At 34.8% G+C, this 22,191-nt stretch carries 26 protein-coding genes and 1 tRNA gene; 22 read left to right on the top strand and 5 right to left on the bottom strand.

Annotated features, from left to right (window positions below):
• The first annotated feature begins 13 nt into the window (after positions 1 to 13).
• From tmk to MMARC5_RS02760, 17 genes are all read left to right on the top strand, one after another.
• Positions 14 to 613: a dTMP kinase gene (gene tmk, locus MMARC5_RS02835; protein WP_011868327.1), complete on the top strand. Its 600-nt coding sequence runs from the start codon at positions 14 to 16 to the stop codon at positions 611 to 613.
• A gap of 73 nt (positions 614 to 686) precedes the next feature.
• Positions 687 to 1,100, top strand: coding sequence for an NfeD family protein (locus tag MMARC5_RS02830; RefSeq protein ID WP_011868326.1), 414 nt, complete (start codon positions 687 to 689; stop codon positions 1,098 to 1,100).
• Positions 1,101 to 1,149: 49 nt separating this feature from the next.
• Positions 1,150 to 1,956 carry an SPFH domain-containing protein gene (locus tag MMARC5_RS02825; RefSeq protein WP_011868325.1) on the top strand — a complete coding sequence of 269 codons (807 nt, stop codon included), beginning with the start codon at positions 1,150 to 1,152 and terminating at the stop codon, positions 1,954 to 1,956.
• A gap of 79 nt (positions 1,957 to 2,035) precedes the next feature.
• Complete coding sequence (gene rlmH / locus MMARC5_RS02820; RefSeq protein ID WP_011868324.1) at positions 2,036 to 2,515, top strand: 23S rRNA (pseudouridine(1915)-N(3))-methyltransferase RlmH; 480 nt, start codon at positions 2,036 to 2,038, stop codon at positions 2,513 to 2,515.
• A 491-nt stretch (positions 2,516 to 3,006) separates the two neighbouring features.
• Positions 3,007 to 3,315 (top strand): ATP synthase subunit B family protein, encoded by a 309-nt coding sequence (locus MMARC5_RS02815; protein ID WP_011868323.1) that lies wholly within the window; start codon positions 3,007 to 3,009, stop codon positions 3,313 to 3,315.
• A 33-nt stretch (positions 3,316 to 3,348) separates the two neighbouring features.
• Positions 3,349 to 5,409, top strand: coding sequence for a V-type ATP synthase subunit I (locus MMARC5_RS02810; RefSeq protein WP_081430837.1), 2,061 nt, complete (start codon positions 3,349 to 3,351; stop codon positions 5,407 to 5,409).
• 55 nt (positions 5,410 to 5,464) lie between these two features.
• Positions 5,465 to 6,133: an ATP synthase subunit K gene (locus MMARC5_RS02805; RefSeq protein WP_011170984.1), complete on the top strand. Its 669-nt coding sequence runs from the start codon at positions 5,465 to 5,467 to the stop codon at positions 6,131 to 6,133.
• Positions 6,134 to 6,194: 61 nt separating this feature from the next.
• Positions 6,195 to 6,806 carry a V-type ATP synthase subunit E gene (locus tag MMARC5_RS02800; protein ID WP_011868321.1) on the top strand — a complete coding sequence of 204 codons (612 nt, stop codon included), beginning with the start codon at positions 6,195 to 6,197 and terminating at the stop codon, positions 6,804 to 6,806.
• A 10-nt stretch (positions 6,807 to 6,816) separates the two neighbouring features.
• Positions 6,817 to 7,992: a V-type ATP synthase subunit C gene (locus MMARC5_RS02795; RefSeq protein ID WP_011868320.1), complete on the top strand. Its 1,176-nt coding sequence runs from the start codon at positions 6,817 to 6,819 to the stop codon at positions 7,990 to 7,992.
• A 21-nt stretch (positions 7,993 to 8,013) separates the two neighbouring features.
• Positions 8,014 to 8,313 carry a V-type ATP synthase subunit F gene (locus MMARC5_RS02790; protein WP_011868319.1) on the top strand — a complete coding sequence of 100 codons (300 nt, stop codon included), beginning with the start codon at positions 8,014 to 8,016 and terminating at the stop codon, positions 8,311 to 8,313.
• Between the two features lie 15 nt (positions 8,314 to 8,328).
• Positions 8,329 to 10,089, top strand: a complete 1,761-nt coding sequence (locus tag MMARC5_RS02785) for an ATP synthase subunit A (protein WP_011868318.1) — start codon at positions 8,329 to 8,331, stop codon at positions 10,087 to 10,089.
• Positions 10,090 to 10,123: 34 nt separating this feature from the next.
• Positions 10,124 to 11,512, top strand: a complete 1,389-nt coding sequence (locus MMARC5_RS02780) for a V-type ATP synthase subunit B (RefSeq protein WP_011868317.1) — start codon at positions 10,124 to 10,126, stop codon at positions 11,510 to 11,512.
• Between the two features lie 46 nt (positions 11,513 to 11,558).
• A complete protein-coding gene (locus tag MMARC5_RS02775; RefSeq protein ID WP_011868316.1) occupies positions 11,559 to 12,194 on the top strand; it encodes a V-type ATP synthase subunit D in 636 nt (211 codons plus the stop codon).
• Between the two features lie 21 nt (positions 12,195 to 12,215).
• A complete protein-coding gene (locus MMARC5_RS02770; RefSeq protein WP_011868315.1) occupies positions 12,216 to 12,581 on the top strand; it encodes a DUF22 domain-containing protein in 366 nt (121 codons plus the stop codon).
• 56 nt (positions 12,582 to 12,637) lie between these two features.
• Positions 12,638 to 13,027 carry a DUF61 family protein gene (locus MMARC5_RS02765; RefSeq protein WP_011868314.1) on the top strand — a complete coding sequence of 130 codons (390 nt, stop codon included), beginning with the start codon at positions 12,638 to 12,640 and terminating at the stop codon, positions 13,025 to 13,027.
• A gap of 7 nt (positions 13,028 to 13,034) precedes the next feature.
• Positions 13,035 to 13,211, top strand: a complete 177-nt coding sequence (locus tag MMARC5_RS09730; RefSeq protein WP_196793256.1) for a hypothetical protein — start codon at positions 13,035 to 13,037, stop codon at positions 13,209 to 13,211.
• A 13-nt stretch (positions 13,212 to 13,224) separates the two neighbouring features.
• A complete protein-coding gene (locus MMARC5_RS02760; RefSeq protein WP_011868313.1) occupies positions 13,225 to 13,494 on the top strand; it encodes a hypothetical protein in 270 nt (89 codons plus the stop codon).
• 42 nt (positions 13,495 to 13,536) lie between these two features.
• Here MMARC5_RS02760 and MMARC5_RS02755 read toward each other — a convergent pair whose 3' ends face one another.
• Entirely contained in the window at positions 13,537 to 14,184 is a 648-nt protein-coding gene (locus MMARC5_RS02755) for a TIGR00288 family NYN domain-containing protein (RefSeq protein ID WP_048058444.1), read from the bottom strand.
• A 75-nt stretch (positions 14,185 to 14,259) separates the two neighbouring features.
• Positions 14,260 to 15,054: a 5'/3'-nucleotidase SurE gene (gene surE, locus MMARC5_RS02750; protein WP_011868311.1), complete on the bottom strand. Its 795-nt coding sequence runs from the start codon at positions 15,052 to 15,054 to the stop codon at positions 14,260 to 14,262.
• 431 nt (positions 15,055 to 15,485) lie between these two features.
• On the opposite strand from surE, the gene MMARC5_RS02745 reads away from it, so the two are divergent.
• Complete coding sequence (locus tag MMARC5_RS02745; protein ID WP_011868310.1) at positions 15,486 to 16,295, top strand: DUF7839 domain-containing protein; 810 nt, start codon at positions 15,486 to 15,488, stop codon at positions 16,293 to 16,295.
• A 46-nt stretch (positions 16,296 to 16,341) separates the two neighbouring features.
• On the opposite strand, the gene hdrB is transcribed toward MMARC5_RS02745, so the two are convergent.
• Both hdrB and hdrC read right to left on the bottom strand, forming a co-directional pair.
• A complete protein-coding gene (gene hdrB / locus MMARC5_RS02740; RefSeq protein WP_011868309.1) occupies positions 16,342 to 17,223 on the bottom strand; it encodes a CoB--CoM heterodisulfide reductase subunit B in 882 nt (293 codons plus the stop codon).
• Positions 17,224 to 17,257: 34 nt separating this feature from the next.
• On the bottom strand, positions 17,258 to 17,812 hold the full coding sequence (gene hdrC / locus MMARC5_RS02735) for a CoB--CoM heterodisulfide reductase subunit C (RefSeq protein WP_011868308.1): 555 nt from the start codon (positions 17,810 to 17,812) through the stop codon (positions 17,258 to 17,260).
• Between the two features lie 131 nt (positions 17,813 to 17,943).
• On the opposite strand from hdrC, the gene MMARC5_RS02730 reads away from it, so the two are divergent.
• From MMARC5_RS02730 to MMARC5_RS02720, 3 genes are all read left to right on the top strand, one after another.
• Positions 17,944 to 18,249: a DUF167 domain-containing protein gene (locus tag MMARC5_RS02730; RefSeq protein WP_011868307.1), complete on the top strand. Its 306-nt coding sequence runs from the start codon at positions 17,944 to 17,946 to the stop codon at positions 18,247 to 18,249.
• A 22-nt stretch (positions 18,250 to 18,271) separates the two neighbouring features.
• Positions 18,272 to 19,474 carry a YcaO-related McrA-glycine thioamidation protein gene (locus tag MMARC5_RS02725; RefSeq protein WP_011868306.1) on the top strand — a complete coding sequence of 401 codons (1,203 nt, stop codon included), beginning with the start codon at positions 18,272 to 18,274 and terminating at the stop codon, positions 19,472 to 19,474.
• A 64-nt stretch (positions 19,475 to 19,538) separates the two neighbouring features.
• Entirely contained in the window at positions 19,539 to 20,507 is a 969-nt protein-coding gene (locus tag MMARC5_RS02720) for a YbgA family protein (RefSeq protein WP_011868305.1), read from the top strand.
• 21 nt (positions 20,508 to 20,528) lie between these two features.
• Here the strand turns inward: MMARC5_RS02720 and MMARC5_RS02715 are convergent.
• Positions 20,529 to 20,602 (bottom strand) — tRNA-Ala (locus MMARC5_RS02715).
• A gap of 130 nt (positions 20,603 to 20,732) precedes the next feature.
• Here MMARC5_RS02715 and MMARC5_RS02710 point away from each other — a divergent pair.
• A complete protein-coding gene (locus MMARC5_RS02710) occupies positions 20,733 to 22,184 on the top strand; it encodes an NAD(P)/FAD-dependent oxidoreductase (protein ID WP_011868304.1) in 1,452 nt (483 codons plus the stop codon).
• The last annotated feature ends 7 nt before the right edge of the window (positions 22,185 to 22,191 follow it).

Here is a 22,191-nt window from a genome sequence, read left to right as displayed (position 1 = left end):
TTTTGGTAATATCATGAACAAATTTATCGTTTTTGAAGGAATCGATGGCTGTGGAAAAACCACGCAAGCTAAACTCATCGCTGAAAAATTAAATGCAAAATTTACATTTGAACCAACTGACGGAAAAATTGGAAAGTCGATCCGTGAAATATTATCGGGTTCACAATGCCAGAAAGAAACTCTTGCATTACTTTTTGCCGCAGATAGAGTTGAACATGTTTTTAATATTGAGGAAGATTTAAAAAAATCCCACGTGGTTTCAGATAGATACGTTTATTCTTCAATTATATACCAAATATCCCAAGGAATTTCAAAAGACTTCATTTATACGATCAATGATTATGCAAAAACTCCAGACCTTGTGGTTTTGCTCGATGTTGATTTAAATGAAGCTTTAAAGAGGATGGAATCTAGAGAAAAGGAAATATTTGAAAAAATAGAAATTCAGAAAAAAATAAAGGAAGGATACTACAATCTCATAAATTCAGAAGATAAAAAATTCATGCCAAAATATGGATTTATTATTGTTAACACAACTTCAAAATCGATACACCAAGTTTTTGATGAAATTTTAAACGCGATTATCGATAAAATTCCAGATATTATTCAATAAACTATATATTGTTCTTTTCAAATACATTATTTGTTATATTACTATAAAATAATCTAATCTTTAAGGGTGCGTTATGGAATTAGGTTATATAACAATTATAATCGGTATGGGATTAATCGTCCTTGAGGCATTTCTTCCAGGACTCAATTTTCCTGTAGCGGGTGTTGCAGTGCTTATATATGGTATATTCTTACTTTATGCGCCAGAATTTGCACTTCCATCAGCAATACTTGCAGGATTGATCACCGCATACATCATGAAAAGATTTGTTTACAAAACAGGTTTAAATGTAAAAATCGGTGCTGAAAACTTAATTGGTGAACATGGTGACCTTGTTGACGAAATTGGTGAAAATAATTACGGCCACGTCATAATTCATGGGGAAAAATGGCAGGCAAAATCTGAAATACCAATAAAAAAAGGTTCAAAAGTAATTGTTACGGGAATTGAAGGAGTATCTTTACTCATTGAAGAATTATCTGAATAAACATTAAATTTAAAAATGATTTTTAGTTAGGATGTCTGGAGGGATATTCATGTCTTTTTGGCTTAATTTGTTATTTGGTATATTTATACTGGTTTTAATCATAAAATCAGTTATTATTGTAAATCAGTTTGAATTAGGGCTGGTATTTAGACTTGGAAAAGTTAGGGGAAGACTAAATCCGGGAGTTAACTTCATAATTCCATTTATCGATGTACCAATAAAAGTCGATGTAAGAACCAAGGTAATCGATGTTCCACCACAAGAAATGATTACAAGAGATAACGCAGGAGTTAGAATCGATGCGGTTATATATTACAGAGTAATGGATGTAAACAGGGCAATTTTAGAGGTTCAAAACTTCCAATACGCAATTATAAACCTTGCGCAAACATCCCTTAGAGCAATAATCGGTAGCCTTGAACTCGATGACGCATTAAATAAAAGAGAATACATCAATTCACAGCTTTTAGAAACACTCGATAGAGATACAGATGCATGGGGTGTAAAAGTTGAAAAAGTTGAATTAAGAGAAATTGAACCGCCAACTGACATTAAAAATGCAATGACCCAACAGATGAAAGCTGAAAGGTTAAAAAGAGCAGCTATCTTAGAAGCAGAAGGGGAAAAACAGAGCAAAATCTTGAAAGCTCAAGGTAGTGCAGAAAGTATGAAAATTGAAGCAGAAGGTCAGGCCAAAGCAATCCAGATCGTTGCAGAATCTGCGCAAACTTACTTTAAAAACGAAGCTCAGCTCTATAAGGCTCTTGATGTAACAACAAACACCTTAAAAGATAATACCAAGTTTGTAATTTCCGAGAATATTATGGATGTTGCAAAAAAATTCATTAAACAATAAATTCCTATTTTTTAAATATTTCAAATTCATATTCTTTTTTAATTTTGATAAAAATTTAAAATTTTAACGTGGAAAAATTATGAATATAACGATTATTTCTGTTGGAAAAATAAAAGAAAAATATCTGAGCGATGCAATTAATGAATACTCAAAAAGAATTTCAAGGTATTCAAAACTCGATATAATCGAAGTTGCTGATGAAAAAACGCCAGAAAGTCCAAGCGACGTTGAAAAATCAAAAATACTCGAAAAGGAAGCTGAACGAATTTTAAAACATTTGAAAAAAGACTCATTTGTGATAACTCTTGAAATTTTAGGAAAAGAAGTAACTTCTGAGAGTCTTGCAAAAAAAATAAATGATCTTTCAATTTCTGGAAAAAGCGATATAACATTTATTATTGGCGGATCTTTAGGTTTATCAAAAAATATTTCAGAAATTTCAGATTTTAAACTGTCTTTTTCAAAAATGACATTTCCACATCAATTGATGAGAGTAATTCTTTTAGAACAGATCTACCGAAGTTTTAGAATCATTAATGGGGAGCCGTATCATAAATAAACTACCTATTTTAGATATCCAACTTTAATTTTATTGATAATTTAGAATTTTCAAGAAGTTATGGGCTTTTTTTGATTAAAAAAATTATTTTTGATTCCAATTTTTATTAATTAAAATATATAATCGAAAAATACCAAATCAACGAGAATAAAATTATTTAACATTCCTATCGAATTTACAAAATTGTTCGTATAAAATTTATACCTATAGGCTAGTCTTATGGCCCCAATCTAATCCTTAAAATACAGAATCATTTCGAAAAGTATATCAATTATATTAAATATTCAAATAATAAGATTTTTTGTAGGAAAATCTTTGAAAAACCAAAATGGCATAAATAACCTTGATATATTTATGATGACTGCTTTAAAATATTGCAAGTAGTGGTTTTAAACAGTAAAATTAATCGCTAATTAAAAATCTCGGAAGTAATAAAATATATATATGTATTCTACGGGATATACTAATTATTCTTCAAAGGAGGTTATTCTGTGAGTGCTATAGATACCATTAGGGAAATAAAGCATGCAGAAAATAATGCTGTGAATGCGATAGAAGAAGCTAAGAAAAAAGCAGCAGAAATAAAGCTTGCTGCTATAGAAGAAGGTAAGAATATTATTTCTGAAGCTGAAACTACTGCAGAAGCATCTGCGAAAGAATTAGTTTCTAAATACGAAAAAGAAGCTAAAGAACAAGCCGATGAAATAATGGCTAAAGAAGACAAAGCGATTGCTGAAATGGCAAACATTGCTAAAGTCAAAATATTAAACATCAAATTGGAAGATGTAATAGAATTCTAATTTCCCGTTGTGAAAACTTGAAAGGTGGTTTTATTGAGACCCGCAAGAATGAACAAAATTAGAGCGGTCATCTTGGATGAAAAAGTGGATCCTGTCATTAGACAACTCCATGAAAGCGGGCTAGTGGAGTTATACGACTTATCTACGAAACTCGAAGACCCTGAATGGAACGCGCTTATGTTGCCAGCTCCATCAGCCGAGTATGGTAGAAATGTCGCCTCATTAACAATTAAAGTAAGTAGAATATTGGACTTATTTTCAAATGTTAGTGTAGGAGAAAAAGCAGGTCTTTCAGGCGTACTTAATCCAAAAGTACCGGCAAAGAAGAAACTTTCATTTTCATCATCTGAAGAAATTACCTCATACATTGAAAACGTTCTCGAGAGCGTTGAAGGGGAAATCTCAGAACCCGCTAGTAAGCTGGCCGAACTTGAAAATAGAAAAACTATTCTTGAAACGTTAAAAGACAGTGTTAAATATTTATCTGGTTTTGATCTTGATTTGAAATTCCTCGGGGAAGGATCTTACACATATATTGTTTCTGGACTTGTTTCACAAGAAAATATGTCTGAATTAGAATCTTCATTAGAAGAAGCTACTGAAGGATACGTTGAAATTGTAAAAGGAAATCCAGTAAATAAAAGCGAGAAGGAACAAAAAATTCCAGTAATTGTCGCTACATTGAAACAATGTGCAGATGTTGTTGGCGCAGAACTTAGAAAGTCTGGTTTTGAAAGACTTGACATCGCAAATGTTGAAGGAACTCCATCAGAGATTTTCAATGATACTGAAAAAGAACTTTTAGGTATCGAAAACGAAACAAAAGCTATTTTAGAAAAATTGAACGCACTTTCCCAAAAATGGACTGACGAAGTCTTGGTTTTGCATGAAGTTCTTGAAATTGAAAAAGAAAGAGCTGAAGCATACTCAATGACGGGTAAAACCGAAAGGACACACCTCATTGAAGCTTGGACACCTAAGAAACATGTTAAAAAGGTTCAGGAAATTATCGAAAGCGCTTCAGAAGGATACGCAGTTGTTGAAGTTTCAGAGCCTGACGAACCAGTTGAAAGAATACCAGTTATGCTCGACAATGCAAAAGCTGTAAAACCATTCGAAATGCTTACAGAAATGTACGCACCGCCAAAATACAACGAAATCGACCCAACAATGATGATAATGCCTGGTTTTTTAATATTCTACGGTATTATGCTTACTGATGCGGTTTACGGTTTATTGTTAACCTTGGCTGGTCTTGTACTCTGGACAAGAATGGGTAAGGTAAGCAGTGGTGCATACAACTTGGGATATATCTTAACACTCTCAGGTCTTTCAACAGTATTCTTTGGAATATTAACAGGTGGCTACCTTGGTGACTTCATGTACCAGTTCCTCGGAATGGACATATATACCACAGGATTTGCGCTTGTAAACCCGCTCGGTGAAAGCACATACATCAGTGCAGCAAAACCATTACTCAGTCTTGGTGGTATTGATGTAAACAATGGACCTATGGCAATCTTGTTATTCTCAATTGTAGCAGGTATTATTCACCTATTCATTGGATTAACAGTTGGTCTTAAGGAATCATTGTCAAATGGATCAGTTTTAGATGCATTCTTGAATCAAGGTATGTGGATATTATTGATACTTGCAATAGTTGCTACAGTAGTAACCGGAAACATGATGATTGCAGGCGGTGCAGTAATCGCGGTAATCGCATTATGTATGATTAAAGGATTCATGAATGGCGGCATTCTCGATGCTTTACTCGGTGCAATGGATATTACAGGATTTTTGGGTAACGTTCTCTCTTACGCAAGGCTTTTAGCTTTATGTTTAGCTACAGGGGGTCTTGCAATGGCTGTAAACATTATGGCTAAATTATTAGGAGATGCAGTTCCAGTAATCGGTATTTTAATTGCAGTAGTAATGCTCGTATTTGGTCACGCATTCAACTTTGTTATGAATGGTCTTGGTTCATTTATCCACTCATTGAGGCTACATTACGTAGAGTTCTTTGGCCAATACTATGAAGGTGGAGGAAAGAAATTCTCCCCATTCAAAGCTAAAAGGGAATACACTTCAAATTAATTAAAAAAATGAAAAATAATCTCTAATATGAATGATTCGAAACGAGGTGCTTATGATGGTATTTGAAAACCCATTATTACTCGGAGCTATAGGTGCTGGTTTAGCAGTAGGTATTGCTGGTCTCGGTTCAGGTATCGGTGCTGGTATCACAGGTGCTAGCGGTGCTGGTGTCGTTGCAGAAGACCCAAACAAATTCGGTACTGCAATTGTGTTCCAGGCATTACCACAAACCCAAGGTCTCTATGGTTTCCTTGTTGCAATCTTAATCTTATTCGTATTCAAAAGCGCTCCTGAATGGGCAATGCTCGCTGCAGGTATCGGTACAGGATTAGCTGGTTTATCAGCAATCGGTCAAGGTATCGCTTCAGCTGCTGGTTTAGGTGCTGTTGCTGAAGATGATGGAATATTCGGTAAAGCGATGGTCTTCTCCGTTCTTCCAGAAACTCAGGCAATTTACGGTTTATTAGTTGCAATCCTTCTCTTAGTTGGAGTATTTGCAAGCCCAGGTGTTACAACAATTGCAGCTCTCGGTGCTGGTTTAGCTGTTGGTTTCGCTGGTCTTTCAGGTATCGGTCAAGGTATCACAGCTGCAGGTGCAATTGGAGCTACAGCTAGAGATCCTGATGCAATGGGTAAAGGTTTAGTTTTAGCAGTTATGCCGGAAACTTTCGCTATCTTCGGTTTATTGATAGCAATCTTGATCATGCTCGGTATCATGTTTTAATTAAAATATAACGAAACCCAGGGTTTCTAAATACTTTAAATCCAATTCCGAAGGTGTTACGATGGGAGCGGAAAAGATAACATCCAAAATCGTAGAAGATGCAAATAAAAATGCCGAAAAAATTTTGGCTGAAGCTCTTAATGAAAAAGAAGCAATATTAACAGAAGCTAAGGAAGAAGCTTCGACAAAAGAGCAAGCAATAGCTAAAAAAGGAGAAAAAGATGCTGAAATGACTAAAAACAGAATTTTAGCTGAAGCAAGACTCTCCGCAAAGAAAAAATTGCTTGAAGAAAGAGAGAAAACAATCCAGTTAACTCTCGAAAAATTAGAGGAAGATTTAGTAAAATTACCTCAAAAAGAAGAATACAAAGACATTTTGTTGAAAATGATAATTTCCGGAGTTTACTCAGTAGGCGGCGGCGAATTAGAATTGTTACTCAACAAAAAAGACTTTGAAATAATCGATGACTCAACACTTTGGGCTCTCGAAAAAGAAATGGAAGACAGACTCAAAAAAGTCACAGTATTGAAAAAAGGCGAAGCTAAATCGATCATTGGCGGTTGTATCATAAAAACTGCAGATCAAACAAAAGTATCTGACAACAGCCTCGAAGCAACATTTGAAAGAAATTTAGATTCAGTCAGAGCTAAAATTGCTGAAATGTTGTTCTAAGGTGATTTAGATGGTAGATGCTTTAACACAGTTAATGGAAATAGCAGGAATGCCTACTGACATATTCATGACTTTATTTGTACTTGCAGGAATCGCTATATTCTTGGTTATTATGATCTTCCTGATAAGATACTTGTCAGAAACTGCTCCATTTGCTTACGTTAATGCAAGAGTAAGAAGTATGGAGTCTAGATTATTAAAAGACCACAAAATAAACGAATTAATCGAATCTGCAGGAACTACTGAGTTAATTGGATTCTTAGAAGATACTGATTACGGGCCATACTTATCCGAAGTTATGGGACAAAGTGAAGACCCAGTAGTTGTTGAAAAGGCATTAGATATTCATTTAGCACACGTTTACCAAACACTTGCAAATATCTCCCCAGATGGAGCAAGAAAAATATTAAAATTGCTTGAAAAGAAATTCGATGTTAAAAATATCAAAACACTTCTCAGAGCAAAATATGTTGGTTTGGATGCTGAAGAAACTTTCAAATTATTGATTCCACTTGGAACAATTCCTGAAAGCAAATTAAGAGAATTAAGTGAAACTAAAGCAATTGAAGAAATTGTAAGTGCTTTAGAAGGAACTGGTTATTCAAGCGTACTTTCAGAAGGATTAACTCAATACGAGCAAAATGGCAAATTAACTACCCTTGAGATGTCACTCGATAAATTAATCCTTGAAAACCTCTGGAAAAACGTGAGTGTTGATGGTACCGAAAAAGACTTGTTCAAAGAATTTATCGGAACAATGATTGACATTGAAAACTTGAAAATCATCCTTAAAGGAAAAGCTGATGGATTATCATCCGAAGCTATTTCAAATTATACAACAAGCAAAGGATACGAACTTGCTTCTTGGAAATTAAAAGAGCTTGCTGATGTAGAATCAATCGAAGGAGTTATCAGCTCACTTGAAGGCACAAAATATGCCCCATTAATGACTGAAAACCTCGAAGAATTCGAAAAAGTTAAATCCGTTTACGTATTTGAAAAAGCTCTTGACAGTTACTTGGTTAAAATGGGTAAAAAATTATCACTCAGACAGCCATTTGGAATAGGCCCGATAATTGGACTCATTACCTCGAAAGAACTTGAGATAAGAAATTTGAAAATTATCATTAAAGGTAAAATCGAAGGCCTGTCTGCAAGTGAAATCAGGGAGATACTGGTATCCTAAAAACGATTGTAAAGTGATATTATGAGAATCGGTGTAGTTGGAGATCCTGATGTAGTAGTTGGGTTCAGACTTGCTGGACTTACAGATGTCTACGAAGTTAAATCCCCTGAACAAGCTGCAAAGGCAATAGAAGAATTAAACAGCAACTCTGAAATAGGATTAATTATCACTACCGAAAGAATCGGTGAACAAGTAAGAGATACTATTTCAGCTGTAAAAAAAGTTGTTGTAGAAGTACCTGACAAAAACGGTCCTATTGTCAGAGAAAATGATCCTGTGAAAGTATTAGTAAGAAACGCTGTTGGTGTTGACATTAAGTAATTCTGAGGTGAAAATATGGTCGTCGGTAAAATTATCAAAATATCCGGTCCGGTTGTTGTTGCCGAAGGCATGAAAGGTTCCCAGATGTTTGAAGTGGTTAAAGTAGGAAACGAAGGTTTAACCGGGGAAATCATTCAGTTAACTGAGGACGAAGCAATCATTCAGGTTTATGAAGAAACTGCTGGTATCAAACCAGGAGAAGGCGTAGAAGGTACTGGTGCTCCATTATCAGTAGAACTCGGCCCTGGTATGTTAAAAGCAATGTACGATGGTATTCAAAGACCTTTAAACGAAATCGAAAATGCTACAGATTCAATTTACATCCCAAGAGGAGTAAGTGTTCCATCAATCTCAAGAGATATTAAATGGGACTTTGAAGCAACTGCAGCAGTTGGAGATGAAGTTATAACTGGAGACGTTATCGGTACAGTTCAAGAAACTGCATCAATCGTTCACAAAATCATGATTCCTTTAGGAATTAGTGGTAAAATCAAAGAAATCAAATCAGGCAGCTTCACTGTTGAAGAAACAGTTGCAGTTGTTGAAACCGCTGAAGGCGAAAAAGAAGTACAAATGATGCAAAAATGGCCTGTAAGAAAGCCAAGACCATCAAAAGGAAAACAGCCTCCAGTAATTCCATTAATCACCGGTCAAAGAGTCGAAGATACATTCTTCGGTGTTGCAAAAGGTGGTGCTGCAGCAATTCCAGGTCCATTCGGAAGTGGTAAAACTGTTACACAACACCAGCTTGCTAAATGGTCTGACGTGGATGTTGTGGTATACATCGGTTGTGGAGAAAGAGGTAACGAGATGACAGAAGTTATCGAAGAGTTCCCACACTTGGATGATATCAAAACAGGAAACAAATTAATGGACAGGACCGTATTAATTGCAAACACATCAAACATGCCGGTAGCTGCTAGGGAAGCTTCAGTTTACACTGGAATTACAATTGCAGAATACTTCAGAGACCAAGGACTTGGTGTTCTCTTAACTGCTGACTCAACATCAAGATGGGCAGAAGCAATGAGAGAGATCTCCGGTAGACTTGAAGAAATGCCAGGGGAAGAAGGATACCCTGCATACCTTTCATCAAAACTCGCTCAGTTCTACGAAAGAGCAGGAAGAGTTCAATGTTTAGGTTCGGAAGACAAACATGGATTCGTATGTATTGTAGGTGCAGTTTCACCACCAGGTGGTGACTTCTCAGAACCAGTTACATCAAACACATTAAGAATCGTTAAGGTGTTCTGGGCATTGGATGCGAACCTTGCAAGAAGAAGACACTTCCCTGCAATCAACTGGTTAACAAGTTACTCACTCTATATTGACGACATCGCTGGCTGGTGGCAAGAAAACACCGCTGCAGACTGGAGATCATTAAGAGATGAAGCAATGACCTTACTCCAAAAAGAAGCTGAACTCCAAGAAATCGTTCAACTTGTTGGTCCAGATGCACTTCCGGACAGAGAAAGAGTTATCCTAGAAATTGCAAGAATGTTAAGAGAAGATTTCTTACAGCAAGATGCATACCACGAAGTAGACAGCTACTGTTCACCATTAAAACAGTACAACATGTTGAAAATCATCATGACTTACTACACAAAAGCATTGGATGCAGTTGCTAAAGGTGCTGACCCAGCAGGCATTTCAGCTGTTACTGTAAAAGGAGACATCGCAAGAATGAAATACCTGACTGATGACGAATTCATAAACACGAAAGTACCTGAAATCATTAACAAAATGGAATCCGAATTAGGTGCTTTAATCAAATAACCTAATTTAATTTTAAACTGTAAGGAGGGTTATCATGGACGCTATGCAGAAAACCATAGAATACACATCCGTCTCCAGAATTGCTGGTCCTTTAATGGTTATTGATGGAATTGAAGGAATTGCTTACGGTGAAATTGTAGATATTACAACTCCAAACGGGGACAAAAGAACCGGGCAAGTTCTAGAAGCTAGAGAAGAAATTGCTGTTGTTCAGGTATTTGAAGGAACTTCAGAATTAAACACCAGTGAAACAAAAGTAAGATTCACAGGAGACACTGCAAAAATCGGTGTATCACACGATATGCTCGGTAGAATCTTCAACGGTGCAGGAAAACCACTCGATGGCGGACCAGAAATCATCGCTGAGAAAAAATTAGATATCAACGGTTACCCATTAAACCCAGTTTCAAGAAACCCGCCAAACGCGTTCGTTCAAACTGGTGTTTCAACAATCGATGGTACTAACACACTCGTTAGGGGACAAAAAATCCCGATCTTCTCAGGATCCGGTTTACCACACAACAAGCTTGCTACGCAAATTGCAAGACAAGCTAAGGTAAGAGGAGAAGGTGAACAGTTTGCGGTAGTATTTGCTGCAATGGGTATCACTGGTGAAGAATCAAACTACTTCATGGATGAATTTAAGAAAACCGGTGCTTTGGAAAAAGCTGTTGTTTTCATTAACTTAGCAGACGACCCTGCAATTGAAAGAATTCTTACACCAAGAATTGCACTCACAACTGCAGAGTACCTTGCATACGAAAAAGGAATGCACGTACTTGTTATCTTAACTGACCTTACAAACTACTGTGAGGCATTAAGAGAAATTGCAGCTGCAAGAAACGAGGTACCTGGAAGAAGAGGTTACCCTGGTTACATGTACACTGACTTAGCTTGCCTCTACGAAAGAGCAGGAAGAGTTAAAGGTAAAGAAGGAACAGTAACACAGATTCCAATTCTTACAATGCCTGATGACGATATTACGCACCCAATTCCAGACCTTACAGGTTACATTACCGAAGGACAGATTGTGCTTTCAAGAGAATTAAACAGAAAAGGTATCTACCCTCCTGTTGACATCTTGCCATCACTTTCAAGGCTTGCAGGTAACGGCCAAGGTGAAGGAAAAACAAGAGACGACCACTCAAAAGTTATCAGCCAAGCATACGCTGCATACGCTGAAGGTAGAGGTTTAAGAGACCTTGTAGCGGTTGTTGGGGAAGAAGCATTAACCGAAAGAGACAGATCATTCTTAAAATTCGCTGATGCTTTCGAAAACAGTATCGTTACTCAAGGAGTAGACGAAGACAGAAGCATCGAAGAAACACTTGATTACATCTGGGGATTATTAACAATCTTACCTAGAGAAGAACTCAAGAGAGTTTCCGATGAATTAATTGAAAAATACTTACCTAAAAAATAATTCAGAAGCTGAATTATTCCCATTTTATTAAACTAGGGGGATAGCAATGGCAGACGTAAACCCTACAAGAATGGAACTTCTAAAGTTAAAAGGAAAAATTAAACTTGCAGAAAAGGGACACAAACTCTTGAAACAAAAAAGAGATGCCCTTATGATGGAGTTTTTTGAAATCCTTGATCAAGCTTCTGGAATAAGAGACAAAGTAAATGATGCTCTTTCACAAGCATACAAAGACTTGATAATGGCTCAGGCAGTAATGGGTACTTTATCAGTTAAAGAAGCTTCATTTGCAGCTAAAAATAATAACATCGACCTAGATGTGGACATGAGAAACATCATGGGTATCGATGTTCCAGTATTTGAAATTTCAAACGTAAAAAGAGATATTTCAAATAGAGGTTACAGCCCTTACGGAGTTTCCTCAAAATTAGATGAAGCTGCAAAGAACTTCGAAGAAGCTTTAGAACTTATTGCAGAACTTGCAGAAATCGAAACTTCGATAAAATTACTCGCTCAGGAAATCATCACAACAAAAAGAAGAGTTAACGCTCTTGAATACGTTGTAATTCCAAAAATGAACGAAACCAAAAAATACATCGCTATGAGACTTGAAGAGATGGAGAGGGAAAACTTCTTCAGATTGAAAATCATTAAAGCGAGAATGGACGCTAAAGAAGCATAATTCAACATCGTTGGTGGTTTTATGTTCAGAATTACTGGAAAAATTAAAGAAATTGAAGATAAAATTGAAGGCAAAAAACAGGAAGGGGCTAAACTAGAAATAGTTGGCCAAAAAGTTCCTGTTTTTGCAGCAGAAACTGTTGAACTTAAAGCAGGCGAAATTAAAGCAGTAAATATCAACAAAATTTGCCTGCCTAAAAAAACAGTTTTGATGCCTTCCGCATACATTCAGCACAAATTAGGTAACATGGTATCCTTAGGGGAAGAAACTCCTGTTCCTTTCGAACACGAACGATGTCTCGAATACGCAATCTTTGTTGCAGTAAAAGAAGGAACAATTAAAGAAGGAGAACTCATTGGAACCATTGTAGTACTTCATGCTGAATAATTAAATACCATCAATACTAACTTTTTTTAACTTTTCAATAAAATTTACGTGAAACAATGGATAAGGAAGTTTATAAATTTCTGCACAATTTAAAATCCAATTTTAAAAGAAAAACATTAAACGAACTTTTAAAAGAAGATAAACCGTATTTAATAGTAAACGGACAAAGACATAGAATTAAGAAAAAGGAACTCGAATTCATAAAAGAAAATATATCTAACGATATAAGGCTTCCCCTAATACTGGAAGTTGATTCGAGTTATGATTCAGGAACTGTAAAAATAGAAGGAATTGAAGAAGTAAAATTGATATCTAAAATTTTAGGAAAAGGGGTCAGTCTTTTTAGTGAAGAAAGTATCCTTTATATCTACAAACCAGAATTAAGAGAAGTTAGACGAAAATTACCAACTACAACACAGTACTTATTTAGAATAGGCCTTAACTAGTGATAAAATGCTAAAAAAGAAAAAATATTATGGAAGAGACCCGATAAAAAAGCTTATGAATGATCCAGAAAAAAGCGAAAAAATTTATAAGATACTCTTCCTAGTAAATATATGGGTTTGGTTCTCAATGTTTATTGGTGCGGTTATCTTTGTAATATGGACCTACAAATTCCTATCAGCGTAATTCAGGTGGTTTGATGAATGAATATGTATTATACTTCACCATGATTTCATTAGTATTTGGTGCGTTTTCTGCGTTAAAATTAGCATTTAGAAAAGAAACTTCAAATGTGCTTATCGGAGAAGGCCTGATGGCTGTAATAATTGCTACATTTTTAGTAATTTTAGCAGAAATTTACTCGATTGCATATGTTGAAACCGTAGCTCTTTTACTTTTAGTATGCGGCCCAATTGGAACAATTGCATTTTCAAAATGTATGAAAAAAGAAACTTCTTCAGATTTATAAATAAAATATAAAAAAAAGAATTTAATTTTTTTAAGTTTAATTTTATTTTTTGAGCCAGTTAATACTGTTGCTTATCCCATCTTTGAAAGAATCAGTACTACTTTTTTTAGGCTCTGAATTTTTTTGAACTTCGGTATTTTCTTCGGACGCACTTTCTGAAGATGAAATACTGTGTTCTCTTTCTCGCTTTTTCTGCTCTAATTTTTCTTTGTCGAGTTCGAAGTCTTCTTCTACTCGAATTACATGGTCAGCAATGTTTTGAATTGCAGTACTAAATCCAGGTTCTGCCCCAACAACGATAATCTGTTTTCCACGTTCTTTGGCTTTTCTGATTGCAGGTAAAAAATCTGCGTCTCTTGTCATGTAAACAAGAGTATCAAGATTTTTATTAAATATCAGTTCAGTTCCATCAACTGCCATTTCAACATCAACATCTCCAGCAGAGATTCTTGGCTCAAAACCTTGGTTTGCAATAGCTTCGATTAATTTATCTGACGCATACTGGTTTAAATAAACCCTACCAACAACAATGTCACCAAACTGCTCTAATGCATCCCTTACTTTGTCAAGATCTACATTGAATTCTTTTCTTAACATGTTTGGTCCATCAATAAGTAAAGCCATTCTATTAGTCCCTTTTCTGCTGGTTTTTACGTAAAATTTCTTTAAGTTGCCCAGTTTTTTCCACATCTATCTCACGACCAAAAATTAACAAAATTAAAAATTATTAAGTAAATAACTTATTCGCATCTAAACTATTTAAATCTAGAACTTTTTAGCATATTTTTCTTTAAATTCATCTAGATTTTTAGCAGTATTGTCCAAAGTAAGTGGAGTAACTGACACATTTCTTTTATTTCGAACTGCATACACATCAGTACCATCTTCTTCATCCATTATGGGATATCCATCTAGCCAGTAATAACTCCTGCTTCTTGGATCAATTCTTTCTTCAACGTGCATTGAATACATTTTTTTAGCAAGTTTTGTAATTTCTACAGGCGTATTTTCTGTAGCATTATCTGGAACGTTTATATTAATTACATCGCACGGAAATTCATCATCTATAAATTTTTTAAAGACGTTTCTGACAATTCTAGCAGTATTCATAAAATCAATCGGACTTTCGCCTTCTTTAAATTTTAAATGGTCTGTTGTAACCTGAAGCGAACATGCGAGTGCCTTTGCACCATGGTGTGCACCCTCAAATGCAGCTCCAAGTGTTCCTGAAGTTGTAATTTCGGTTCCAAGATTTTCACCAATATTTATTCCAGAAATTACATAATCGGGAACTTTCTTTAAAACCTGATGTACCCCTAAAACAACACAGTCAGTTGGAGTTCCGGATACTGCGTAGCCCTCAGAACAGTCAGCTAGTTTTGTTTTAGTAATTCTCAGTGGCTCAAACAAACTTATTGCTCTTCCAATACCACTTTGCTGATTAGTGGGTGCTACAACCGTAATATTTGCATCGAATTCTTCACTTATTACATTTTTAAGTGCTAAAAGACCATTTGAATAAATCCCATCATCGTTTACAAGCAATATTTCCATTGTCATAATAAATCACCAGTTATTCAATATTATTGTCTCACAAATATTTATACAATTACATATTTTTTCTTAAAGATGCATGAATTGAGCTTTGGAGGCCCAAAATCGCACAAAAACCATATATATTATAATTACTTGTTTATATATTGTGCCTTTGGCACGCCTATCTATAATTTGTGGGTTAAAGGGAGTAAACGACACCTACTCCTTTTATTTTAAATAGAATAAAGTTTTGATATTCATCTTTTTTCTAATTTACTAAATTTAATTTAAAGCTAAAGTTTTCTTATATTATTATATTAAATTATAGTATTTTTAAAATTCTGTTTGGGATTCAAATTAAAGTTAATCTTTGAAGATTAACGTCAAAAGTATATATACTAGCCGATTTCATATAGTTATTAAAGTTATTTTGATAAGGGCTTTATGGTGGATTTATGAAAAAAAGGAATATTACAGAATTTCAAATACTTTCAGAAGTTGTTAGAAAACAGCCCCATATTAAACAGAAAGAAATCGCAGACATATTGGGTATAACTGTTCAAGGAGTTTCAGAACATATGCGAAACCTCATAAGAGAAGAACAGATTAAAAATAGAGGAAGAGGGGAATACGTAATAACCGAAAAAGGTATGGCTTCGTTAAAAACATGGATTTCAGACTTTAAAAATTATTTAAACGATGTAAATCAAAACTTATACCGTTATAAAGACGTATGGCCCGCAATTGCTAGTGAAAACGTAAATCCTGGAGAAACTGTTGGAGTATATATGAAAAAGGGAGTTATATATGTTTCAAAAAATATTGAATCTGATGCAACTGCAAAAGTATTTTACGGTGGGAATTCGGGAGAAGATGTTGCAATTCATGAAATTCAGGGCCACATTGACGTTCAAAATGGGAAAGTTATCTTTTTAAAAATTCCTTCTGAAGTGATGGGAGGATCTAGAAACGTCGACTATGATATTGTAAAAAGTACTTTTGAAGAATATCCTGATGCAGTGGTTGCAACTGCAGGAACTGTTGGAACAGTTATAGTAAATAAACTTGAAATCCATCCAGATATTAGATTTGCAGTCTCTGAGGGAATTGTTTCTGCATGCAACAGGGGTTGTGATGTTATTGCGATAATTACTGGAAAAATGGCCGAAAAAATAATAAAAACGGTTGACAAAAATAAAATAAGCTACACTCTTTTAAATGCATCAAAAACGACTGATTCATATGAACAGCCAATGTTTTCTTAAATTTCCATATGTTCATTTTTAAAAAAAAGAAAATGCAAAAAAGGATTTAGTATCCTAATTTTTGGAGTAATGGTTCTGGGGAAATAAAGTTTACGTCCAAAGCCACATCTTTTGGCTCCATACCCATTGCAAGACCTAAAAGTTGTGATAAGTGTACAACAGGGAATCCATATTCTTTGCCCAATTTTTCTTTGATTTCAACTTGCCCTCTGTCAAATTGTAACTGGCAAAATGGGCATACGTTAACTGTAGCGTCAGCACCTACTGCCAACATGTTTTCGATTTTTTCTTGTGTCATGCTTAATGCAAGGTCTAATTCTTTAGCCCTTACACCACCACCTGCACCGCAACACATCATTTTGTCTTTGTAAGCTACTGATTTAGCACCTGTTGCTTCAACGAGTTCGTCTAGCATGGTTGGGTTTTCAGCACCACCCAAACCTTTTGCTGAAGTTGGTTTTAAAAAGTGGCATCCGTAGTGAACTCCAATGTTTACACTTAATGGTTTTACAACGTTTTCTCTGATTTTATCTACACCAAGATCGTTGTAGATTAATTCAGCGAAGTGTCTTACGTGAACAGTTCCTTTGTATTCTTTTCCAACTTCTTTGAGCTGTTCATTTACCATTGCTAAAGCTTCTTTATTTTCGTGTAACATGTGTGCAGCTTCGTATAATGAACCGTAGCATCCATTACATACGGTAACTATGTCAGTTCCCATTTCTTCTGCGATTACTAAGTTTCTTGCAGCCAATGTTAACCAGGTTTTTTGGTCAAATGAACCAAATACCCCTGGAGCTGGACAGCATGATGCACCAGGCATGTCAACTAATTCCACACCTAATTTTTCCATTACTGTTCTTGTAGCTGATTCAACACCAGCGTACCTGTTTGGCATGATACATCCAAGGAAAAACGCGTATTTCATCAATATCACCATCTTAAATTATGAAATTCGTAAATTATTGTTTTAAACCCATTGTTTTCCAGTCAAATCCGATTAATTCATCGAATTTTAAGTTTTTAGCAATTGTTCTTATTTCATCCATGTCTTTTTGGCTGAATTGTGCAATTGGCGCTTTTTCAGCTAGACCGATTGATTTTCTTAATTTTGCTGTATCGTCGTTTGCAGGTACTGCGTGACCAGCTTTTAAAACATATACTGCGGTCATTTTGTGGGGGGTTGCCATGTTTCCTTTTTTAGCTGCCAAGTTTCTGATTGTTTTAATGATTTCAGTTACTTTAACATCTCTTGGGCATCTTTCATAGCAGGTGTAACAGGTTGTACATTTCCAGATGTCGTCACTATCTAAAACACTGTCTATACCAAGTAATGCCTGCCTTATTACTTTTCTTGTCCTGTATGCAGTTCTTCTACCACTTGGGCAGCTTCCTGTACAGGTACCGCACTGGTAGCATGATTTTAATGAAGCTACTTCTTTTTCTCCAGGAACCGGAGTTCCAGCTTCAATGATTTCGTTCACAAAACCTTTGTTCAACTCTTCAGCTTTCATCATCCTTAACACCTCGAGGATACTTTGGTTTATATATAATATATTTATTGGTAATCGATATCATATATTATACTCGAGTATAATACCTTAGTATTTTTAGTAGAAATTCGAATATTATCTAAGACGGTGGTATTTTGATTGAGAAAATAGTCAAAGAATCAGAAAAAGGAATTTTAATTGATATCGAAGTTACTACAAACGCTAAAAAAAATGAAATTGGAAAAATTAATGAATGGCGTAAAAGAATAGAAATAAGAATTAAAGAACAGCCAATTGAAGGCAAAGCAAATAAAGCAATCATGAAATTTTTAAAGGGAATTTTTAAAAGTGAAATATTGATAAATTCGGGAACTACTTCAGCACAAAAAACAGTACTTATACCAGATAAAACAAAAGATGATATTGTAAAAATTTTAAAAAAGGAAATTAAATCAATTTAATCTTACCAACTTAAGTGATAACATGGAAGATGACATTAATTACACCCTTGCAGCTTACAGAATCTGCACTCCTGAGGAAACTTTTGAAAAAATAGAACCGATAATAAAAGAAATCGGCGTTACGAGAACTGCGAGAATTGATGGGCTCGATAGAATTGGAATTCCTGTTTTTTCATCGATCAGGCCATCTGCAAAAGATGGTGCAATCAGCGTATACGCTGGAAAAGGCGCTACTGAAATTCAGGCAAAAGTTTCATCCACAATGGAAGCAATTGAACGGTATTCTGCGGAATTTGATGAAAATTCAAAACTTGAACTTTCAAAAGAACCTGAAAACCCCGTAAATTTGGATGATTTAATTATTCCCGGTGGAAAAAGTGCAGAACATATTGATACTGATGGAATTGAATGGGTACTCGGAAAAGATATTATCAGCGGCAAAACCTTTGATGTTCCAATAAACAGTGTTGTTCACCCTCATGACGGAAAAAAACTATTTAGAAGTAATACCAATGGTCTTGCATCTGGAAACTCTGAAGAAGAAGCAGTTTTTCACGGAATGCTTGAAGTAATCGAAAGAGATGCGTGGAGTATTTCAGAACTTTCAAAAAACACGTACAGAAAATTAAATGTGGAAAACGCGAAAAATCCACTAATTTTTGAACTCCTTGAAAAATTTAAAAAAGCAAAAATAAACATAATATTAAAAGATCTAACAAGTGAAGTAGGAATCCCGACAGTTGCTGCAATTTCCGATGATGACGTATTGAAAGACCCTGCACTTTTATGCATGGGCGTTGGATGCCATTTACATCCAGAAATTGCTGTTTTAAGGGCATTAACAGAAGTTGCACAGAGCAGGGCAACACAAATCCATGGGGCAAGAGAAGATACAAACCGAGGAGATATTGTAAGGAGAATAAGTTACGAAAGGCTAAAAAGAGCGCACAAAAAGTGGTACACATTTAAAAATGAAATACATATCGAAGATATGCCCAATAATGCAAAACTAAATCTTAACAAAGACATTGAAACAGTTAAAGAGACATTGAAACAGCACGGTTTTGATAAAATCATAACTGTTAAATTAAATAAAACTGAAATCGATGTTTCAAGAGTAATTATTCCAAAAATGGAAATGTATAGCGTTGACAGGGATAGGATTTCACTCTGGATTAAGGACAGGATTCGAAGAAACCTAGAAAGTAATTTAAATTTGATTTAACTTCTTTTTATTAACTAGCTAATTTTAACTATTTTTACCAATTTTTGAAATTTTTGGTGAAATTATGAGAAATTTCAAAAAACCGGATGTTTTAATCAGTAAATGCATTGAACATGGGCGATGTAGATACGACGGGCAGATGATTTCAAGCTATTTTGTTAAAAATACTAAAAAATATTTTAACTACGTTTCAGTATGCCCTGAAGTTGAAATAGGGCTTTCAATTCCGAGAAATTCATTAAAAATTGTTTTTGAAAATGGAAAATTTGAATTTGTTCAAAATATTACCTATAAGAATTACACTTCAGAAATTATGCAATTTTCGTCTGATTTTTTAGATTCGATTGAAAATATCGATGGCGCAATATTAAAACACAAATCTCCCTCCTGCGGAATAAAAAACGTTAAGGTTTATACTCCAAAAGGAAACCCTGCAAATCAAAAAACGACAGGTTTCTTTGGAAATGAAGTTTTAAATCGTTATTCGAATATTCCAATTGAAGAAGAATCACGCCTTCGAAATAAACGAATAAAGGACCATTTTTTAACCAAATTATATACAATAAAAGATTTTAAGGAAGTTAAAGAGTCTGAATCTATAAAAGAACTGGTTGAATTTCATACAAACAATAAATTCCTATTTATGGCATACAATCAAAAACAAAAAGATTTCCTTGGAAATACTGTTGGAAACCATAACAAAAATTTTGATAAAATTATAAAAATTTACGAAAAACATCTTCAATTACTTTTAAAAAGGCCTTCATCGATTGGATCAAATATTAATGTTCTCATGCATATTTTTGGATACATATCCAATAAACTTTCAAAAGATGAAAAATCGCTCTTCATCGATTCACTTCAAAGATACCATAATGAACTGGATTGTCTTTGTGTACCAATAATTCTTTTAAAATCATGGGTTATTAGATTTAATGTTGATTATTTAAAAAAACAGACGTATTTCGAACCTTTCCCGAGTGAACTTGCAGACAATTCTGAAATTTTTAAAAGAGACTACTGGAAAGATTAAACCATTTTAAAATAAATTAGGTGGACTGAGCGGGATTTGAACCCGCGGCTTCCGCATAGCCAATGCGGTACTCTCCCAGTCTGAGCTATCAGCCCAATTCAGCTTAATTTTTGACTGTTTTTAGTATATAAATATTCCTATTCATAATTCTTTTAAAAAATTATAAAACTCCCTAAAAAAATAAATTTATACTGTCTTTTTGAAAAATAATTCAAAGGTAGTTTTATGGAAAATTTAGAGAATTATTTTGACGTTGTTATCATTGGAGCAGGTCCTGCAGGCCTTTTTGCAGCATATGAATTATCAAAATATGATAAACTAAAAACTCTGGTAATTGATAAGGGAAAAGATGTTTTAGATAGATATTGTGCCGCAGATAAACTTAAAAAATGCATAAAATGCGAACCATGCCAAATTATGTATGGGGTTGGTGGTGCAGGCGGTTTGAGTGACGGAACCCTGAATTTAAGACCTGATATTGGTGGAAATTTATTTGATTTAACTGATGACGAAAATTACGCATGGCAACTTATTTTTGAAGTGGATAAAATCTTTCTGACCCACGGCGGCCCAAAAAAGCTTTCAAAAGGATCTTTTGAAAAAATAAAATCACTTCAAAGGCGTTCTGCACAAAATGGGGTTAGATTTATTCCAATTATCCAAAGACATATTGGGTCGGACCATACAAAACATTTGATCAATAACATCAAAAATACACTTCAAAATAGGGGAATTTCATTTTTATTGAATACTGAAGTTTTGGAATTTGAAAAAAATAAAGTATTTGTAAATAATTTTGGAAAAGGAGAACTAATTAAAACAAAATATATAATTGTTGCTCCAGGACGGGGAAACGCAGACTGGTTTTTAAAAATTTCCGAAAAAATCGGTTTAAAGGCAAATCACGGACCAATCGATGTTGGAGTAAGGGTTGAAGTTCCATCAATAATCATGGAATCAATTACCGAAATAAATCACGACCCTAAATTTCATATTTACACAAATACCTACGATGATTTCGTTAGAACGTTTTGTACAAATCCATACGGCTTTGTAGTCGAAGAAAATTATGGGGATATTGTCGGAGTAAACGGACACTCAATGGCAGATAAAAAGAGTGAAAACACAAACTTTTCGTTTTTAACAAGAATTGAACTTACCGAACCTGTTGAAAACACAACAAGTTATGGAAAAAGTATTGCAAAACTTACAACAACTCTTGGTGGTGGAAAACCACTTTTACAACGTTTGGGTGACTTAAAACGAGGAAGGCGTAGCACCTGGGATAGGCTCAAAAAAAGCAGTTTTGATCCAACATTGAAACAGATTACGCCTGGAGATATCGCAATGGCACTACCTCACCGAATTGTTACAAATATAATCGAAGGACTTGAAAAACTCGATAAAGTAATTCCGGGTGTTTCTGATGACCATACATTATTATATGCACCGGAAATTAAGTACTATGCAATGAAAACAAATGTAAATAGTGATTTGGAAACTAGTGTTTCTGACATTTTTGTTGCGGGAGATGGAGCAGGCCTTTCAAGAGATGTTACAAATGCTTGTGCAACAGGAATCCTTGCAGCTCGCGGAATTCTTAAAAAAGAAGGATTTGAAGATACATTTAATGACGAATCTGCCAATTGGCAGGACAAAATAGAAACTATGGAATAATGGGATG

The sequence above is a fragment of the Methanococcus maripaludis C5 genome (assembly GCF_000016125.1).
In the GTDB taxonomy this organism is placed as follows: Archaea; AGJL01; Methanococci; order Methanococcales; family Methanococcaceae; genus Methanococcus; species Methanococcus maripaludis_D.
Note: the sequence above shows the minus strand (reverse complement) of the source record. Positions and strands in the feature narration are given on the sequence as shown.

Excerpts from the sequence above, each read along its gene's own strand:
- hdrC (WP_011868308.1), bottom strand. The coding sequence starts at position 17,812 with ATGATGAAAGCTGAAGAGTTGAACAAAGGTTTTGTGAACGAAATCATT.
- MMARC5_RS02775 (WP_011868316.1), top strand. The coding sequence starts at position 11,559 with ATGGCAGACGTAAACCCTACAAGAATGGAACTTCTAAAGTTAAAAGGA.
- MMARC5_RS02825 (WP_011868325.1), top strand. The coding sequence starts at position 1,150 with ATGTCTTTTTGGCTTAATTTGTTATTTGGTATATTTATACTGGTTTTA.
- tmk (WP_011868327.1), top strand. The coding sequence starts at position 14 with ATGAACAAATTTATCGTTTTTGAAGGAATCGATGGCTGTGGAAAAACC.
- rlmH (WP_011868324.1), top strand. The coding sequence starts at position 2,036 with ATGAATATAACGATTATTTCTGTTGGAAAAATAAAAGAAAAATATCTG.
- MMARC5_RS02770 (WP_011868315.1), top strand. The coding sequence starts at position 12,216 with ATGTTCAGAATTACTGGAAAAATTAAAGAAATTGAAGATAAAATTGAA.
- MMARC5_RS02725 (WP_011868306.1), top strand. The coding sequence starts at position 18,272 with ATGGAAGATGACATTAATTACACCCTTGCAGCTTACAGAATCTGCACT.
- MMARC5_RS02760 (WP_011868313.1), top strand. The coding sequence starts at position 13,225 with ATGAATGAATATGTATTATACTTCACCATGATTTCATTAGTATTTGGT.
- MMARC5_RS02800 (WP_011868321.1), top strand. The coding sequence starts at position 6,195 with ATGGGAGCGGAAAAGATAACATCCAAAATCGTAGAAGATGCAAATAAA.
- MMARC5_RS02805 (WP_011170984.1), top strand. The coding sequence starts at position 5,465 with ATGGTATTTGAAAACCCATTATTACTCGGAGCTATAGGTGCTGGTTTA.
- MMARC5_RS02765 (WP_011868314.1), top strand. The coding sequence starts at position 12,638 with ATGGATAAGGAAGTTTATAAATTTCTGCACAATTTAAAATCCAATTTT.
- MMARC5_RS02780 (WP_011868317.1), top strand. The coding sequence starts at position 10,124 with ATGGACGCTATGCAGAAAACCATAGAATACACATCCGTCTCCAGAATT.
- MMARC5_RS02755 (WP_048058444.1), bottom strand. The coding sequence starts at position 14,184 with ATGTGGAAAAAACTGGGCAACTTAAAGAAATTTTACGTAAAAACCAGC.
- hdrB (WP_011868309.1), bottom strand. The coding sequence starts at position 17,223 with ATGAAATACGCGTTTTTCCTTGGATGTATCATGCCAAACAGGTACGCT.
- surE (WP_011868311.1), bottom strand. The coding sequence starts at position 15,054 with ATGACAATGGAAATATTGCTTGTAAACGATGATGGGATTTATTCAAAT.
- MMARC5_RS02790 (WP_011868319.1), top strand. The coding sequence starts at position 8,014 with ATGAGAATCGGTGTAGTTGGAGATCCTGATGTAGTAGTTGGGTTCAGA.
- MMARC5_RS02720 (WP_011868305.1), top strand. The coding sequence starts at position 19,539 with ATGAGAAATTTCAAAAAACCGGATGTTTTAATCAGTAAATGCATTGAA.
- MMARC5_RS02745 (WP_011868310.1), top strand. The coding sequence starts at position 15,486 with ATGAAAAAAAGGAATATTACAGAATTTCAAATACTTTCAGAAGTTGTT.
- MMARC5_RS09730 (WP_196793256.1), top strand. The coding sequence starts at position 13,035 with ATGCTAAAAAAGAAAAAATATTATGGAAGAGACCCGATAAAAAAGCTT.
- MMARC5_RS02795 (WP_011868320.1), top strand. The coding sequence starts at position 6,817 with ATGGTAGATGCTTTAACACAGTTAATGGAAATAGCAGGAATGCCTACT.
- MMARC5_RS02710 (WP_011868304.1), top strand. The coding sequence starts at position 20,733 with ATGGAAAATTTAGAGAATTATTTTGACGTTGTTATCATTGGAGCAGGT.
- MMARC5_RS02830 (WP_011868326.1), top strand. The coding sequence starts at position 687 with ATGGAATTAGGTTATATAACAATTATAATCGGTATGGGATTAATCGTC.
- MMARC5_RS02785 (WP_011868318.1), top strand. The coding sequence starts at position 8,329 with ATGGTCGTCGGTAAAATTATCAAAATATCCGGTCCGGTTGTTGTTGCC.